The 16,396-nt window shown below is 70.4% G+C and carries 17 protein-coding genes; 10 read left to right on the top strand and 7 right to left on the bottom strand.

What is annotated here, in order from left to right:
* The first annotated feature begins 122 nt into the window (after window positions 1-122).
* From rpmH to MWN52_RS19495, 5 genes are all read left to right on the top strand, one after another.
* Window positions 123-263 carry a 50S ribosomal protein L34 gene (gene rpmH / locus MWN52_RS19515; protein WP_014162171.1) on the top strand — a complete coding sequence of 47 codons (141 nt, stop codon included), beginning with the start codon at window positions 123-125 and terminating at the stop codon, window positions 261-263.
* A 93-nt stretch (window positions 264-356) separates the two neighbouring features.
* Window positions 357-797 carry a ribonuclease P protein component gene (rnpA, locus tag MWN52_RS19510; protein WP_130520356.1) on the top strand — a complete coding sequence of 147 codons (441 nt, stop codon included), beginning with the start codon at window positions 357-359 and terminating at the stop codon, window positions 795-797.
* A 14-nt stretch (window positions 798-811) separates the two neighbouring features.
* Complete coding sequence (gene yidC / locus MWN52_RS19505) at window positions 812-2,569, top strand: membrane protein insertase YidC (RefSeq protein WP_286575951.1); 1,758 nt, start codon at window positions 812-814, stop codon at window positions 2,567-2,569.
* A gap of 642 nt (window positions 2,570-3,211) precedes the next feature.
* On the top strand, window positions 3,212-4,561 hold the full coding sequence (mnmE, locus tag MWN52_RS19500; RefSeq protein ID WP_286575950.1) for a tRNA uridine-5-carboxymethylaminomethyl(34) synthesis GTPase MnmE: 1,350 nt from the start codon (window positions 3,212-3,214) through the stop codon (window positions 4,559-4,561).
* Window positions 4,562-4,647: 86 nt separating this feature from the next.
* Window positions 4,648-5,685, top strand: coding sequence for an energy transducer TonB (locus MWN52_RS19495; protein ID WP_286575949.1), 1,038 nt, complete (start codon window positions 4,648-4,650; stop codon window positions 5,683-5,685).
* A gap of 67 nt (window positions 5,686-5,752) precedes the next feature.
* Here the strand turns inward: MWN52_RS19495 and MWN52_RS19490 are convergent, their stop codons facing one another.
* From MWN52_RS19490 to MWN52_RS19465, 6 genes are all read right to left on the bottom strand, one after another.
* Complete coding sequence (locus tag MWN52_RS19490) at window positions 5,753-6,934, bottom strand: ABC transporter permease (RefSeq protein ID WP_130524145.1); 1,182 nt, start codon at window positions 6,932-6,934, stop codon at window positions 5,753-5,755.
* Entirely contained in the window at window positions 6,931-7,677 is a 747-nt protein-coding gene (locus MWN52_RS19485) for an ABC transporter ATP-binding protein (protein ID WP_130520347.1), read from the bottom strand. The genes MWN52_RS19490 and MWN52_RS19485 overlap by 4 nt, the downstream gene beginning before the upstream one ends.
* Entirely contained in the window at window positions 7,674-9,134 is a 1,461-nt protein-coding gene (locus MWN52_RS19480; protein WP_286575948.1) for an alpha/beta hydrolase, read from the bottom strand. The genes MWN52_RS19485 and MWN52_RS19480 overlap by 4 nt, the downstream gene beginning before the upstream one ends.
* An 89-nt stretch (window positions 9,135-9,223) precedes the next feature.
* The gene (locus MWN52_RS19475) at window positions 9,224-9,418 is read right to left on the bottom strand and encodes a helix-turn-helix transcriptional regulator (protein ID WP_130534184.1); all 195 of its coding nucleotides are present in this window, start codon (window positions 9,416-9,418) and stop codon (window positions 9,224-9,226) included.
* Window positions 9,415-10,056, bottom strand: a complete 642-nt coding sequence (locus MWN52_RS19470) for a hypothetical protein (protein WP_130520341.1) — start codon at window positions 10,054-10,056, stop codon at window positions 9,415-9,417. Before MWN52_RS19470 ends, MWN52_RS19475 begins: the two co-directional genes overlap by 4 nt.
* 154 nt (window positions 10,057-10,210) lie before the next feature.
* Window positions 10,211-10,909 (bottom strand): FAD-binding oxidoreductase, encoded by a 699-nt coding sequence (locus MWN52_RS19465; protein WP_286577806.1) that lies wholly within the window; start codon window positions 10,907-10,909, stop codon window positions 10,211-10,213.
* Between the two features lie 139 nt (window positions 10,910-11,048).
* Between MWN52_RS19465 and MWN52_RS19460 the strand changes: the two genes are divergently transcribed.
* The 5 genes from MWN52_RS19460 (at window position 11,049) to MWN52_RS19440 (ending at window position 15,584) form a co-directional block, all read left to right on the top strand.
* Window positions 11,049-12,017, top strand: a complete 969-nt coding sequence (locus tag MWN52_RS19460) for an ABC transporter ATP-binding protein (RefSeq protein WP_130520337.1) — start codon at window positions 11,049-11,051, stop codon at window positions 12,015-12,017.
* A complete protein-coding gene (locus tag MWN52_RS19455; RefSeq protein WP_130524150.1) occupies window positions 12,014-12,820 on the top strand; it encodes an ABC transporter permease in 807 nt (268 codons plus the stop codon). Before MWN52_RS19460 ends, MWN52_RS19455 begins: the two co-directional genes overlap by 4 nt.
* 103 nt (window positions 12,821-12,923) lie before the next feature.
* Complete coding sequence (locus MWN52_RS19450) at window positions 12,924-13,958, top strand: OmpA family protein (protein ID WP_286575947.1); 1,035 nt, start codon at window positions 12,924-12,926, stop codon at window positions 13,956-13,958.
* A 102-nt stretch (window positions 13,959-14,060) separates the two neighbouring features.
* Complete coding sequence (panE, locus tag MWN52_RS19445) at window positions 14,061-14,996, top strand: 2-dehydropantoate 2-reductase (RefSeq protein WP_286575946.1); 936 nt, start codon at window positions 14,061-14,063, stop codon at window positions 14,994-14,996.
* 69 nt (window positions 14,997-15,065) lie between these two features.
* On the top strand, window positions 15,066-15,584 hold the full coding sequence (locus MWN52_RS19440; protein ID WP_286575945.1) for a hypothetical protein: 519 nt from the start codon (window positions 15,066-15,068) through the stop codon (window positions 15,582-15,584).
* On the opposite strand, the gene MWN52_RS19435 is transcribed toward MWN52_RS19440, so the two are convergent.
* Entirely contained in the window at window positions 15,581-16,381 is an 801-nt protein-coding gene (locus MWN52_RS19435) for a TatD family hydrolase (protein WP_286575944.1), read from the bottom strand. The genes MWN52_RS19440 and MWN52_RS19435 overlap by 4 nt on opposite strands.
* Window positions 16,382-16,396: the final 15 nt, after the last annotated feature.

Genomic DNA, 16,396 nt, shown 5'->3' with positions numbered 1-16,396 from the left:
CGTCCGACCACCGCTCATCCACAGTTCCATCCACAGGCCGGGCACACGCAAGCTTGACGCGCGCTTTGGCCGCCCCGTAGAATTTCCGGTTCTTTCCACCCCTTATCGCCTGAGAGTGCCCCATGGCCACCAAGCGCACCTACCAGCCCAGCAACCTCAAGCGCAAGCGCGACCACGGTTTCCGTGCCCGCATGAAGACCGCTGACGGTCGCAAGATCCTCGCCCGTCGCCGCGCGAAGGGCCGCAAGACGCTCTGCGCCTGATGTCTCGCGCCGCGCCTCGTGCGCGGCCGGTCATCACAGCATGCGTTTGCACACCAAGCCCGCGCCGCGCAACGGCGCGGGCTTTGTCGTGCCATGAGTCCTGACGTTTCGTCCAAGACCTTTCCCCGCCGGGCGCGCGTGCGCACCTCGGCCGAGTACACCCGGGTCTTCGGCCTCGCCCGCCGCCACGCCACGCCGCTGATCGCCCTGCACCTGGCGGCCGGTGGCGAACAGGCGCGCCTGGGCCTGGCGGTCTCGCGCAAGGTCGACAAGCGCGCGGTCGGACGCAACCGCATCAAGCGCGTGCTGCGCGACCACTTCCGTGCGCTGCGCCTGGCGCTGCCGGCCGGCGACTACGTGCTGGTGGCACGCCCGGCGGCCGCGCAGGCCTCGGCCGCGCAGCTGCGCGCGGCCTTCGATCAGCTGCTGCAGCGCGCCGGCGCGTTGCCCGCCCCGGATGCGGGCGGCACAATGCGCCCCGCGCCAGCGCGCCCCTCCTCTTCCCTTTCCACGCCGGACGCTGCAACCGGCTGAGACTGCCTGCTTCCATGAACCAGACCCGTGTTTTCCTGATCTTCGCCTGGCTGATGGTGGCGACCCTGTTGTGGATGGAGTGGGGCAAGTGGAAGACCGCCCAGGACCATCCGGCCACCCCGGTGGCGGCGGCCACGACGACGCCTGCGGCCGATGCCGGCGGCAGCGGCGTGCCGAGCACCGAGGGGCTGGCGACCACGCCGTCGCCCGGCACCGCCGCGGCCACGACCGCACCGGCCAATTCAGCCGCCGCCGCGCCGGCCGCGGCTTCGACCCAGGTCACCGTCACCACCGACACGCTCAAGCTGGTCATCGACGGCAGCAAGGTGCTGCGCGCGCAGCTGCTGCAGTACCCGCAGAGCCGCGATCCCGGCGCACCGCCGGTGGAACTGTTCAACCAGAACCCCGCCCAGCTCTACACCGCCGGCCTGGCCTGGACCAGCCAGGGCAGCGCCGCGCCCGGCCCGGGCGCGGTGTTCCGCCCCGAGCAGCCGCAGCGCGATTACGTGCTGGCCAGCGGCCAGGACAGCTTGCGCATTCCCTTCGTCTGGGAAGGCAACGGCGTGCGCATCGTGCGCACCTTCACCATCACCCGCGGCGCCTATCTGGTCGGCGTCTCCGACCAGGTCACCAACACCGGCAGTGCGCCGTGGACGGCGGTGATCTATCGCCAGCTAGAGCGCACGCCGCCGCCGCCGGTCAAGGGCGGCATCACCAACCCGCATGCCTTCAGCCTGGTCGGCGCCGCGTGGCGCACCGCCAGCGGGGCCTACGAGCGCCGCAAGTTCGGCGACGACTACCTGGAAAACGGCAAGCTCAACCAGGACATGAAGGGCGGCTGGATCGCGATGCTGGAGCATCACTTCCTCAGCGCCTGGGTGCCCGATCCGCAGCAGCCGGCGCTGGTGTCGCTGGATGAGCGCACCGTCGGCGGCGTGCGCCGCTACCTGGTCAGCGAGACCGGCCCCAGCCTGACCGTGGCGCCGGGCCAGACCGGCACCACCGATGCGCGGCTGTGGGTCGGCCCGAAGCTGGTCAAGGCGATCAAGGCCTCGGGCATTCCCGGCCTGGACAGCGCGGTGGACTACAGCCGCTTCGCGCCGCTGGCGGTGATCGGTTCGGGCCTGTTCTGGATCCTGAGCCATCTGCACGATCTGCTCGGCAACTGGGGCTGGTCGATCATCGGTCTGGTGGTAGTGGTCAAGCTGGTGCTGTTCCCGCTGTCCTCGGCCCAGTACAAGTCGATGGCCAAGATGCGCAAGTTCCAGCCGCGCATGCAGCAGCTCAAGGAGCGCTACGGCGAGGATCGGGCCAAGCTGCAGCAGGCCATGATGGAGCTGTACAAGAAGGAGAAGATCAACCCGATGGGCGGCTGTCTGCCGATCCTGGTGCAGATGCCGATCTTCCTGTGCCTGTACTGGGTGCTCAACGAGTCGGTCGAACTGCGCCAGGCGCCGTGGATCCTGTGGATCCACGACCTCACCGCGCGCGATCCCTACTTCATCCTGCCGGTGCTCAACGTGCTGGTGATGTGGCTGACGCAGAAGCTCTCGCCGACCACGGGCATGGACCCGACCCAGGCCAAGATGATGCAGTTCATGCCGCTGATCTTCGGCGCGACCATGGCCTTCTTCCCCTCGGGCCTGGTGCTGTACTGGGTGACCAACGGCAGCCTGGGCCTGCTGCAGCAGTGGTGGATGGGCCGCGTCCACGGCCAGCCTTCGCTGGGCAAGCCGGAGAGCGACAAGCCGGACAAGACGGTCCGCAAGTAAGTCGCTCGACGCTTCACCGCAAAAGCCCGCCGTCTTCGGCGGGCTTTTGTTTTGTCTCTCTCACGGTGATGGATCGCGGCGTGTGGGCGTTGCGGCTTCGGATGGGCAGGGGCGGCTCGCGTCAAGTCACAACGCTTCGGTTTGCGCGGTCGTTCAAGCCCCTCCCTCCCAACCAACGCGATCAGCGACGGGAAGGCATCGACTTGAGGCCCCCTCCCTTGCGCGCAGCGCAGGGGAGGGATGGGGAGGGGTCGGGGCTTTACCGGGCAAGCCACAGAAGCGAAGAGCAAAAGCACCACCCCCTCAGTCGCTAGTTCGCGACTTCGAGCTCCCCTTCGCCTGCGGCGAAAGGGAGGGGGCAGAGCGCTTGCTCGATGCCTTCGGGTCGGAAGGAGCCCTGGTCTATCCGCCGCGAAAGCCTCGACCCTGGCGGACGCGCGGAGAGCGGGCCAGGGATGGCGGACCGAGCCGAGGAGTCGCGCCCGGCCGGGTCGAGGCTGCTCGGCGAAGTCCGCTCTACACCACCGCGCTCATGTCATCAACACGCGTGCCCTCGGCACTCCGGCGAAGCTTTTTTTGTTTTTGCGCGGCAGCACGGGCACGATGCCGTCCGCCGCACTGTCCTCATCGAATCCGCACGCCATGCACGCATCGCCCTCGCACACCGACACCATCGCCGCCGTGGCCACTGCCGCCGGCGCGGGCGGGGTGGGCATCGTGCGCCTGTCGGGCCCGCGTGCCAGGCAGATCGCCCAGGCGATGGGCGCGGGCGAGTTGACGCCGCGGCAGGCGCGCTATGCGCGCTTCGTCGACGGCGCGGGCGAGGTGATCGACGATGGCATCGCGCTGGCCTTCGTCGCGCCGGCCAGCTTCACCGGCGAGGACGTGGTCGAACTGCAGGCGCACGGCAGTCCGGTGGTGTTGCGTGCGCTGGTGGCGCGCGCCTGCGCGCTGGGTGCGCGCCAGGCGCGGCCGGGCGAGTTCTCCGAACGCGCCTTCCTCAACGGCAAGCTCGACCTGGCCCAGGCCGAGGCGGTGGCCGATCTGATCGCCGCCGGCGATGCGCGCGCGGCGCGTGCGGCGCGGCGTTCGCTCGATGGCGTGTTCTCGCGCCGCGTCGAAGCGCTGGCCGAGCAGCTGCTGCGGCTGCGGGTCCACGTGGAGGCGGCGATCGACTTCGCCGACGAGCCGCTAGAGACCCTGGGCGGCGCGGCCGTGCATGCCGGCGTGCAGGCGCTGCTGGCCGACCTCGAGCAGCTGCTGGACGAAGCCCAGCGCGGTCGCCGGCTGCGCGATGGCCTGCACGTGGTGATCGTCGGGCCGCCCAACGCCGGCAAGAGCTCGCTGCTCAACGCCCTGGCCGGGCGCGAACGCGCCATCGTCACCGACACCGCCGGCACCACGCGCGACACGCTGCACGAAGTGATCCGCATCGACGGCGTCGAACTGACCCTGGTCGACACCGCCGGTCTGCGCGAAGGCGGCGATGCGATCGAACGCGAGGGCATGCGCCGCGCCGGCGACGAACTGCGCCGCGCCGATGTGGCGCTGGTGATGCTCGACGCACGCGATCCGCAGGCCGGCCGCGCCGCGGTGGCCGATGTGCTGGATCCGGCCACGCCCAAGCTGTGGCTGCACAACAAGCTCGACCTGTTGCCCGACGCGCCGCGCCTGGACCAGGACGCGCTGGCGCTGTCCACGCGCACCGGCGCCGGCCTCGACGCGCTGGTCGCGCGTCTGCAGGCCCTTGCGCTGGGCCAGGCCGGCGCCGCGGTGGAGGGAGAATTCTCGGCGCGTGCCCGCCACGTGCAGGCGCTGGAAGACGCACGCGAGCACGCGACACTGGCAAAACGCGAGCTCGATCACGAATCCCTGGCGCTGGCCGCCGAAGAACTGCGCCTGGCCCACGACGCGCTGGGCGAGATCACCGGCAGGATCTCGCCCGACGCCTTGCTGGGCCGGATCTTTTCCACGTTCTGCATCGGCAAGTGACCCGCCCGGGCAGTTGACAACCGCGGCGCTTGACGCGAGTTTCGCCACTTGGTCCGCGCCATGCGGACCCTTCAGGGGAACCATCGATGTCCAAGCTCACACCGACCGCCCTGCGGCCCGTGGCCGCCTTTGCGCTGCTGGGACTGCTCGCCGCCTGCTCGCAGCAGCCTGCTTCCACGCCGGCCGCCAGCACGCCGCCGCCGGCCGACCCGCAGAGCGCCGCGCAGGCCATCGCCGCCGATGCCGCGCCCAAGGGCGCGGTGGCGGCCAGCGTGCAGGCCATGAGCACCGACGATCTGCGCGCCGCCGCCACGCGTGCGATCGGCCAGAACCGTCTGTACGCACCGGCTGGCGACAATGCGGTGGAGTACTACCTCGCCCTGCGCGACAAGCAGCCCGACGATCCGGCGGTGACCAGCGCGCTGACCGACTTCATGCCCTACACGGTGATCGCCGCCGAACAGAGCATCGGCCGCAAGGACTTCGACGAGGCCCGGCGCCTGCAGGCGCTGATCCGCAAGGCCGATCCGAACGCGCCATCCCTGCCGCGCCTGGCGGCGGCCACCGAGGCCGGCGAGAAGCTGCTGGCCCAGCAGAGCAGTGACGAGGTGGCCAAGGCCAAGGCCGCCGCCGAGGCCAAGACCAGGGAGGCCCAGCGCCTGGCCGAACAGGCGGCCCAGCAGAAGCAGGCGACCCAGGCGCAGGCCGCCCAGCCGCGCGCCGCACGCGAGGACAATACCCGCGATGCGCCGGCCGCACCCGCGTCCGCGCCCGCGCCGCGCCCGCAGGCCGCCGCCGAACGTCCGGCGCCGATTGCGGCAGCGCCAGCCGAGCCATCGGGATCGCCCTCGTCCGCGTCGGCCGCCTCCAGCGGCGAGCGGCGCCTGCTCAGCGCGCCGCCGCCGCGTTATCCGATGGATGCGCTGCGCGCCGGCACCAGCGGCCAGGTGGTGGTGGAGATCACCATCGGCGGCGATGGCGATGTCAGCAACGTGCGCGTGGTCCAGGCCACGCCGCCGCGCGTGTTCGATCGCGCCGCGCTGACCGCGGTCAAGCGCTGGAAGTTCGAGCCCACCGGCGCCACCAGCACCACGCGCCGCACGATCGCCTTCAACCCGGGCTGAGCGCGCCCGGCAACGCAAAAAGAAGGGCCGGCATTGCCGGCCCTTGTTCGTTGCGGGCGATGCAGGCTCAGCCGGAGATCGCCAGCTGCTCGCCGCGGTAGCGGCGCACCGCCAGGAACCACATCAGCCCGGCCAGGGCGAAGCTGGCGCCCAGATAGATGCCCCACTGCGCCGGCGAGACGACCTCGCCCCGCACGACCTTCAGGATCAGCTGGTTCTGCGCCAGGAACGGCACGGCGAACTGCCACAGCTGGGTCTTGACCGGGTTCACCATCAGCACGATCGAGGGCAGCATCGGCAGCAGCATCAGCCAGCTCATGTGGCTCTGCGCTTCCTTCATGCTCTTGGCCGTGGCCGACAGGTAGGTCAGCAGCGTGGTGCCGATGAACACCATCGGCATCAGGATCAGCAGCAGCAGCGCGATGGTGGAAAAACTCACCGCCATCTGCCGGCCGACCGTGGGCGAGATCACCGCGGTGAGCTTGAACATCAGCAGGGTCAGCGCCAGCGACAGCAGTGCCACCGCGCAGGCCGCGGCGACCTTGCCGCTGACCACCGCGCCGCGCGGGGCGGGCGTGGCCAGCAGCGGCTCCAGCGACTGGCGTTCGCGCTCGCCGGCGGTGCCGTCCATGATCAGGTAGGCACCGCCGATGAAGGCGCTGAGGATCAGCAGGTAGGGCAGCAGCACGCCCACCAGCCGGCCGCGCTTGGCCTCCTCGGAGGCCATGTCGGTGTCGCTGATCTGCAGCGGCGCGGCGGCCGCAGGGCTGACGCCGCGCGCGAGCAGGCGCAGCGCGCCGACCTGGCTGTTGTAGGCGCGCAGCAAGGCCTGCACGCGCTTGACCGGCACCTCGGCGTTCTGCCGGGTCGAGTCGCTCAGGACTTCCACCGGCGCCGGTTCGCTCTTGCGCCACTTCTCACCGTAGTCATCGCCGATGCGCAGGATCACGTCGGCCTTCTGCTCGGCGATGGCCGCGGCGACATCGGCCGGGGGATCGACGATGGTGACGTTCTGGCCTTCCAGCCAGGCAATCAGATTGGGCGCGTGCTGCTTGCCGATCACGGGCAGCTCCAGCGGCTTGTCGGTCAGGTCGCGGATGCGGTTCTCGGTCAGGGTGAACAGCCCGATCAGCAGCACCGGCACCAGCACCGGACTCAGCAGCAGCGAGAGCGCCACGGTGCGGCGGTCGCGGAAGAAGTCGAGCAACTCCTTGCGCATCACCACCCACAGGGTCTTGAGACTGTTCATGCCAGCAGGCCCTCCTCCGAACCGATCGCTTCGACGAAGGCGTCCTCCAGGTTGTCCCGGCCGTACAGCGCGCGCAGTTCATCGGGCGTGCCGGCGGCCACCACCGTGCCCTTGGCGATGATCACGATGCGATCGCACAGCGCGGCCACCTCCTGCATGATGTGGCTGGAGAACACCACGCAGCGACCTTCGCCGCGCAGCTGCTTGAGGAATTCGCGCAGGCCGCGGGTGGTCATCACGTCCAGGCCATTGGTCGGTTCGTCCAGTACGACGTTGCGCGGGTCGTGCACCAGCGCGCGGGCGATGGCGGTCTTGGTGCGCTGGCCCTGGCTGAAGCCCTCGGTGCGCCGATCCAGGAAGTCGGTCATGTTCAGTGCGTGCGCCAGGCGCTCGGTGCGCGCGGCGATGGTGGCCTTGTCCAGGCCGTGCAGCGCGCCGAAGTAGGCGATGTTCTCGCGTGCGGTCAGGCGCTTGTACACGCCGCGCGCGTCGGGCAGCACGCCCAGCGCGCGCCGCGCCGCCTGCGGATCGGCGGCCACGTCCAGCCCGTCGATCAGCACCTGCCCCTGGTCGGGCTGCATCAGCGTGTAGAGCATGCGCAGGGTGGTGGTCTTGCCGGCGCCGTTGGGACCGAGCAGGCCGGTGATCTGGCCGTCGGCGGCGGTGAAGTCCACCCCGCTCACGGCCTTGACCACGGTCTTCTTCGATTGGAAGGTCTTGTGGAGATTCTGCAGGGCGATCATGGGTCCCATCCGTAGAAGCCGGTGAAGGGCGGGGTGTCGGTGAGGCGGTCCAGGCACGTGGCGTCGAGCGACTTGGCGTCGGCCTTGTCAAGGAACTGGCCCAGCAGCTGCGGCGCGCAGCCCACGGCGATGACGTTGTGGCCCTGGCCCTTGAGCACCAGATGGCGCGCGTTGGGCAGCGACTTGGCGACTTCCGCGCCGTAGCGCGGCGGGGTCACCGGATCGAACTGGCCGCTCAGCAGCAACGCCGGCACCTCGGTGGACAGCGGCTTGCGGAAGTTCGCCGCGCGCGTGCCCTTGGGCCATACCGCGCACTGCGCCTTGAGCCCCTCGACGATGGCGTTGCCCAGCAGCGAGCCGTCCTGCCGGGGATCGGGTGCGAGCTCGCTGCCGTCCTCGGCGCAGATCACCGACAGCTGCATGCCCATGGCCATCGAATCGGAGAGCGAGCCGCCGATCAGGCTGGCCGTGGCGGCCAGCGTGTCGTAGCGGCCCTGCGCGGCTTCGGCGAACTGCAGGGGCAGGGTGGCGGTCATCAGCGGCATGTAGGCCGACATGCGCACCAGCCCGGCCACATCGCCGGCGTGCAGGGTTTCCTGGCGCGCCGCGCCGGTGACCGGGTCGCGGAAGTTCACCGTCGGCGGCTGCGTGCGCAGGGTCTGCATCAGCGCGTTGAGGCGCTGGCGCGGGTTGCCCAGCTTGTCGGCGCAGGCCTTGTCGTTGGCGCAGCGGGCGAACTGCAGGTCCAGCGCGCTTTCCAGGTTCTGCGCGAACTCGTTGCCCAGTACCAGCGAATTGGGCGCCACGCCGTCGAGCACGATGGCGCGCGTGTGCTGCGGATAGGTGGCCGCGTACTGCTGGGCCACGCGCGTGCCGTAGGACACGCCGACCAGATCGATCTTGGCTGCGCCGATGGCCTGGCGCACCGCATCCAGGTCGGCGATCGCATCGCCGGTGGTGTAGAAGCGCGGGTCGGCCTTCTTCTCCAGCTGCGCCAGGCAGCTGCGCGCATAGGCGCCGGCGGCATCGGGCGTGTCGATGTCCTGCGCCTTGTCCGGCTGCGGGCATTGCAGCGGATTGGAGCCGCCGGTGCCGCGCTGGTCGACCAGGATCACGTGGCGCTTGGCGTTGACCTTGGCGAAGGCGGTCTGCAGCTGCGGATAGGTATCCAGCGCCGACTGGCCCGGGCCGCCGGCCAGCATGAACACCGGATCGGGCTCGGCCGAGGTGTCGTTCTGCGCCGGCACCCAGCCGATGCGCAGGGCGATCTTGCGTCCGCCCGGCGCGGCGCGGTTCTCCGGCACCTGCAGCGTGGCGCACTGGGCCTCCACCGAGGCGGGCATCAGCGGCGCGCTGAGCGTGCAGGGCTTGAACTCCAGCGTGCCCAGCGTGCGCGCCTGCGCCGCCGGGACACTGGCCGCCAGCAGCAGGGCTGGCCACCACCATCGTTGTTGCATGGGACTCTCCTTGGAAGGCATCCGTGGTCCGGATGTGGATGCTGACATGACGCGCGGCGCCGGCCGATGTGACCGCGGCGCGGCGCCGCTTACGGTTCGAACAGGAAGATCGCCTCGATCGGCTCGCCGAACAGCCGGGCGATCTGGAAGGCCAGCGGCAGGCTGGGGTCGTACTTGCCGGTCTCGATCGAGTTGATGGTCTGGCGCGACACGCCAAGGCGCTCGCCCAGCGCCGCCTGAGACCAGCCACGCGCCTCGCGCAGTTCGCGCACGCGGCTGTTCACAGGTACTTGCGCAGCTGCCAGGTGTAGACCACCAGCTGCACCACCATCAGCCATACGCCCACCCACAGCAGGGCGTTGCCGGCGTCGATCCGCACCAGCCCCAGGCGCAGCAGCAGCCAGACGGCGAAATAGCCCTGCGAGACCAGCAGCGCCGCCAGCGCCCAGCTCTCCACTTCCAGCTTGCGCATCAGCTCGTCCAGCTGGCGCAGGCGCAGCACGGTGGCCGCCACGAACAGCCCCATCGCCAGCAGCGGCAGCGCGCCCAGGACCAGCACCTGCAGCGGCGAGGCGGTCTGCGGCACGCCCCAGCGCGCCAACAGCACCAGCAGCACGTACAGCGCCAGGGCGATGCCGCTGAACCAGCGCACGCGCCGGTCGGCGCAGGCGCCCTGTTCGCGGGCCTCCAGCAGCAGGAAGTAGGTGCGGCGGGCACCGGGGATCAGCAGCACCAGCAGCAGCACGGCCAGCGCGGTCCCCATGCCCGCCGCCATGCCCAGCAGCGTCTGCCGCCCCTCGGCGCTGAGCGTGGGCAGCAGGCCGGGCACCAGCGCCAGCACCGCCACCGCGGCGGCCAGGGCCGCGATCAGCGGCAGGCGCCAGCGCAGCGAGCGCGGCGGGGGTGTGGTCTGGTCATTCATCGGCGTGCCCGGCCTGTGGCGGGAGGCGGCGCGCCTGGGCGCGGTCGTGCAACGGAAGCGGTGTCCATGCGAAGCGCGATGTCAAGGAAGGTTGACACCATCCTGCGCGCGGCAGCGGCGTCGTGTCAAGCACGCTTTACATCGCGGCCAGGCGCTATTTCGAGCTGACGTATTTCTCGCGACGGATCTGCGGGATCGGCAGGCCTTCGCCCTTCAGCGCCTCGAAGCAGGCGTCGACCATGTCCGGGTTGCCGCACAGGTAGGCGATGTCGCGGGCCGGGTCGGGCGCGATGCCCGGCAGGGCCTGCTGCACATAGCCGTGCTGCGCGCCGGCCTGCTGCTCGCGCGAGAGGCAGGGCAGGTAGGAGAAGCCCGGGTGCGCGGCGGCGAAGGCGGCGAACTCGTCGTGGTAGAGCAGCTCGCCCAGGGTGCGCGCGCCCTGCAGCAGCACCACCTCGACGCCGCGCCCGGCCATGGCCGCGGCCAGCGCCGGCAGCATGGCCCGGTACGGCGTCACGCCGGTGCCGGTGGCGATCAGCACATAGCGCGCGTTGGCATCGCCCGGCTGCAGGGTGAAACGGCCGAACGGCCCGCTGGCCTGCACCACCTGGCCCGGCGTCAGCGCCTCGAACAGCGCCGTGGCCGCTCCGCCCGGCACATAGCTCACCGCCATCTCCACCGTGCCGTCGGCCGCCGCGCCGGGCGTGCGCACGTTGGCCAGCGAATAGCTGCGCCGCGCCGCGCTGCCGTCGGCCATGGTGAAGTGCACCTGGATGAACTGCCCAGGGATGAAATCCAGCGCGGCCTGATCGGCGCGGCGGAACACGTAATGGCCCACGCTCGGGGCCAGCATGCGGCGGGCGATGAATTCCAGCGGAAACTGCGCGATGGCCAAGGCGTTGGAACGGTGGGATGCCCGGGCTGCCGGGACGGGGCACCTATAATAGGGCTCTGTCTGTCATGCGGGCTCAACGCCCGCGCCAAGGCCTTCCATGACCTCGCTCTCCCCTGTCGCCGGTCCCGTGCCGGCGCTGTCCATCGTCGATCTGAAAAAGCGCTACGACAACGGCGTCGAAGCGCTCAAGGGCGTATCGCTGAGCGTGGAGCCCGGCGACTTCTTCGCCCTGCTCGGGCCCAACGGCGCCGGCAAGTCCACGCTGATCGGCATCATCTCCTCGCTGGTCAACAAGACCTCCGGGCAGGTGCAGGTGTTCGGCACGGACCTGGTCGCGCACCGCGACGCGGCCATGCGCCTGATCGGCCTGGTGCCGCAGGAGATCAACTTCAACCTGTTCGAGAAGCCCTTCGACATCCTGGTCAACTACGCCGGCTTCTACGGCATCCCGCGCGATGAGGCCGTTCCGCGCGCCGAGGAAGAGCTCAAGCGCGCGCAGCTGTGGGACAAGGCCTTCCTGATGAGCCGCACGCTCTCCGGCGGCATGAAGCGGCGGCTGATGATCGCCCGCGCCATGATGACCCGCCCCCGCCTGCTGATCCTGGACGAACCCACCGCCGGGGTGGACATCGAGATCCGCCGCGGCATGTGGAAGACGCTGCGCGAGATCAACGCCGCCGGCACCACGATCATCCTCACCACCCACTACCTGGAGGAAGCCGAGAGCCTGTGCCGCAACCTGGCGATCATCAACCACGGCCGCATCGTCCAGCAGGGCCCGATGCGCGCGCTGCTGGCGCAGCTGGACGTGGAGGGCTTCCTGCTGGACATCGACGGCGAGCTGCCCGCGCAGCTGCCGGTGATCGAGGGCGCCACGCTGCTGGCCGCCGACCCGCATACGCTGGACCTGGACATGCCGCGGCAGATGGAACTCAACCGCGTGTTCGACGCGCTCGATGAGGCCGGCATCCGCGTGCGCTCGATGCGCACCAAGTCCAACCGGCTCGAAGAGCTGTTCGTCCGCATGACCGCTGCGCCCGCCGCCGCGCAGGAGACCTCCGCATGAGCAGTACCCCGACCCTGGTGCCGACCACCAGCAACGCCCGCCGCAACCTGACCGCGCTGTGGACCATCACCCGACGCGAGATCGCCCGCATCCTGCGCATCTGGGGCCAGACCCTGGTGCCGCCGGCGATCACGATGACGCTGTACTTCCTGATCTTCGGCGGCCTGATCGGCTCGAAGATCGGCGACATGGGCGGCTTTTCCTACATGCAGTTCATCGTGCCGGGCCTGGTGATGATGAGTGTGATCCAGAACAGCTACGGCAACATCTCCTCCAGCTTTTTCGGCGCCAAGTTCGGGCGCCATGTCGAGGAGCTGCTGGTCAGCCCGATGCCCAACTGGGTGATCCTGCTGGGCTACGTGGCCGGCGCGGTGCTGCGCGGGCTGATGGTTGGCGCCATCGTGCTGGCGATCGCGATGTTCTTCACCCCGGTGCGCGTGCCGCATCCGCTGGTGACGCTGAGCACCGTGCTGCTGGGCGCGACCATCTTCTCGCTGGCCGGCTTCGTCAATGCGGCCTATGCCAAGAAGTTCGACGACATCGCCATCGTGCCGACCTTCATCCTGACCCCGCTGACCTATCTGGGCGGCGTGTTCTATTCGGTCAAGCTGCTGCCGGGCTGGGCCGAAGCGGCCACGCATCTCAACCCCATCTTCTACATGGTCAACGCCTTCCGCTACGGCCTGCTGGGCAGCTCGGACGTGCCGCTGTGGGTGGCCTATGCGCTGATGCTGGGCTTCGTCGTCGCCCTGGCCGCGCTGGGCCTCTACCTGCTCAAGCGCGGCGTGGGGCTGCGCAGCTGACGGCCGCATCGGGCCCTGCGTCAGCGACGCACGGCCCGACCGGTGCGGCGGTCCACCGCCGCGCACTACACTTGCCGGCCATCCCCAGGCAAAGGAGTGCGACATGAGGCAGGTGGTCATGACCGTGGCGGTGCTGAGCGGCGCGTTGGCGCTGGTGGCGTGCAAGCCGCAGCCGCAGCCGCCCTCGGCGCAGGACGCCGCCGCGCCCGCGGCGAGCGCGCCGGCCGATTCGGCGCCCGCGGCGGCCAAGGACACCGCGCCGGCCGCGGCCAAGGGCTTCGATCCGGCCAGCCTGCCGGTGTCGAGCGTGGCGCTGGGCGACTTCCCGTATCTCAAGCTGCCCGATGGCTATGTGCCGACCAACAAGGCGGAGCTGGCCGAGTTCGACCAGGTGCCGCTGTGGACGGGCGACCGGCTCGAGCCGGTGGAAGGCCGGATCTGGTGGACCAATGTCAGCGCGGCGCAGGGCAAGACGTTCTCGCAGCTGGAACTGACCCGCAACATCGAGGCGGCGGTGGCGACCATGGGCGGGCGCAAGATCTTCGACGGGCAGATCCCCGCCGAGGCGCGCGACCAGCTCAAGACCTGGCGCGGCGATCCGACCACCCGCTTCGTCGATGGCCTGGGCGATTTCTACAACAACCCCGTGCAGGTGTTCGTGGTCCATCGCGCCGACCGCGACATCTGGATCCACCTGTGCAGCTATCAGTTCGGCGCCGGGCTGCTGATCGCCGAGACCAGGCCGCTGCAGATCACCGCCGGCCTGCTGCCGGCCAGCGCGCTGAAGGCGCAGATCGACAAGGCCGGCAAGGTCGCGCTGCATGTCAACTTCGCCACCGACAAGACCGAGATCCTGCCCGACTCGCAGCCGCAGATCGCCCAGGTCGTGCAGCTGCTCAAGGACGATCCGGCGCTGAAGCTGGCCGTCAACGGCTACACCGACAACACCGGCGAGGCGGCGCACAACAAGGCGCTGTCCGAAGGCCGGGCCAAGGCGGTGGTGGCTGCGCTGACCGCGCAGGGCGTGGAGGCCGGGCGCCTGTCCGCCGCCGGCTTCGGCCAGGCCGACCCGGTGGCCGACAACAGCAGCGAAGACGGCAAGGCCAGCAACCGCCGGGTCGAGCTGGTCAAGCAATGACCGCTACGTCCGCCTGCGTCGCCTTCGGCGCAGGCGCGCGCGATGGCGCAGCACGCGCCTGCGTGCTTACATGCCTGCCGTTGACCGAGTAAGAGGCAAGGCATGCGCATCCTGGTATTGGGGGCCGGCGGCACCGGCGGCTATTTCGGCGGTCGCCTGGCGCAGGCCGGGGTCGATGTGACCTTCCTGGTGCGTCCGGCGCGCGCCGAGCAGCTGGCCCGCGACGGGCTGGTGATCGAGAGCCCGCTGGGCGACGCGCACCTGGCCGTGGCCCGCGTCACCGCCGAGGCGCTGCCGGCGCTGGCGGCGCAGCGGCCCTTCGACCTGGTGCTGCTGAGCTGCAAGGCCTACGACCTGGACAGCTCGCTCGACGCCATCGCCCCCGCGGTCGGCCCGGACACAAACGTGCTGCCGATCCTCAACGGCCTGCTGTACTACGCGGCCCTGGATGCGCGCTTCGGCGCGGACAAGGTGCTGGGCGGGCTGTGCTTCATCAGCGCGATGAAGGGCGAGCGGGGCCAGATCGTGCACCTGGGCAAGGCGGCCTCGATCACCTTCGGCGAGCGTGACGGCAGCGGCGACACACCGCGCGTGCAGGCCCTGGCCGCGGTGCTGGCGCAGGCCGGGGTGCAGTACGAGGCGCGCAGCGACATCGCCGTGGCGCAGTGGACCAAGTACAGCTTCCTCACCGCGCTGGCGGGGGCGACCTGCCTGATGCGCGGCAGTGTCGGTGCGATCGTGGCCTGCGAGGGCGGGCGCGACTTCATGACCGGCCTGTACCGCGAGTGCCTGGACGTGGCCGCCGCGGCGGGCGCCAAGGTGCCCGAGACCGCGCAGGCCTCGATGCTGGAGGTGCTCACCCAGCCCGGCTCGTCGCTGACCGCCTCGATGCTGCGCGACCTGCAGGCCGGTCAGCGCGTGGAAGCCGCGCACATCGTCGGCGACATGGCCCATCGCGCCGCCCACTTTGGCCTGCGCGTGCCGCGCCTGGACACGGCCTGGATCCACCTGCAGGTCTACGCCGCGCAGCTCACCTGACTCCTTCGCGCCGCCGCCACGCGCCGCTGCCGATGCTGCGCGGCGTTGCGTCCTAGGGGAGCGGTGCAGATGAAGGGCTTGTCCGGGTTGTTCAAGGCCGGCCACGTGCTGGTGATCTTCATGTTCGTGCTGTGCGGCGTGGCCCTGCTGTGGCTGGCCGCGCGGGAGCTGTGGCACGGCCTGGTCCAGGCGCCGGCCGGGGCGGACATGCGGGCGCGCTTCAACACCGTGCTCGAGTGCGTGGGCCTGCTGACCATCGCGCTGGTGTCGATCGAGCTGGGCCAGACGATCTTCGAGGAAGAGGTGTTGCGCGACGTCAAGGTCAGCGGGCCCACGCGCGTGCGCCGCTACCTGTCGCGCTTCCTGGTGGTGGTGGTGATCGCGCTGTCGATCGAGACGCTGGTGTCGGTGTTCGAGATGGCGCACGAGGCGCCCAGCCAGCTGCCCTATGCGGCGTCCATCGGCGCCACCGCCGCGCTGCTGCTGGTGTCCTGGGGCGTGTTCGTGCGCTTCAACCGCGCCGCCGAGGAGCTGGAGCCCGAGGCGATGGCCGATGCCAAGCGCGAGGACGACAAGGTCGAGTCCTAGACCGCTTGGCCAGGCAGGCCGAAGAACGCGCGCGCGGTCGCGGTGGTGGCCTGGGCGATGCGGTCCGCGTCCTCGCCGCGGTCGCGCGCCAGTTCCTCGGCGATGTGCGGCAGGAAGGCCGGCTCGTTGCGCCGGTCCTTCGGCAGCGGCCTGAGCGTGCGCGGCAGCAGGTAGGGCGCGTCGGTCTCGATCATCAGCCGCTGCGCCGGGATGCTGGGGACCAGCTCGCGCAGGTGCGCGCCGCGGCGCTCGTCGCACAGCCAGCCGGTGATGCCGACATGCCAGTCCTGGTCGAGGTAGTCGAACAGCTCCTCGCGCGTGCCGGTGAAGCAATGCACCACCGCCGCCGGCAGCCGGCCGTCGAACTGCTTCATGATCGCCATGAAGTCCGCATGCGCATCGCGCTGGTGCAGGAACAGCGGCTTGCCGGTGTCCACCGCGGTCTGCAGCTGGCGCTCGAACGCGCGCCGCTGCGCCGGGCGCGGCGAGAAGTCGCGGTTGTAGTCCAGCCCGCATTCGCCCACGGCCACCACTTCCGGCTGCGCGAGCAGGGCGCGCATCTCCGCGTCGCACTCCTCGGTGTATTCGACCGCGTGGTGCGGATGCACGCCGGCGGTGGCGAACAGCACGCCCGGATGCGCGCGCGCCAGGTCCAACGCCTTGGGCGAATGCTCGCGGCTGGCGCCGGTGATCACCAGCTGGGCCACGCCGGCAGCGCGCGCGCGCTGCAGCACCGCGTCGCGGTCGCGGTCGAAGGACTCGTGGGTGAGGTTGGCACCGATGTCGATCAGCTGCATGGAGCGTGGCGCACG

This window comes from Pseudoxanthomonas winnipegensis (assembly GCF_030322905.1).
GTDB classification, from domain to species: domain Bacteria; phylum Pseudomonadota; class Gammaproteobacteria; order Xanthomonadales; family Xanthomonadaceae; genus Pseudoxanthomonas_A; species Pseudoxanthomonas_A winnipegensis.
This window is presented reverse-complemented; position numbering and strand designations above follow the sequence as displayed.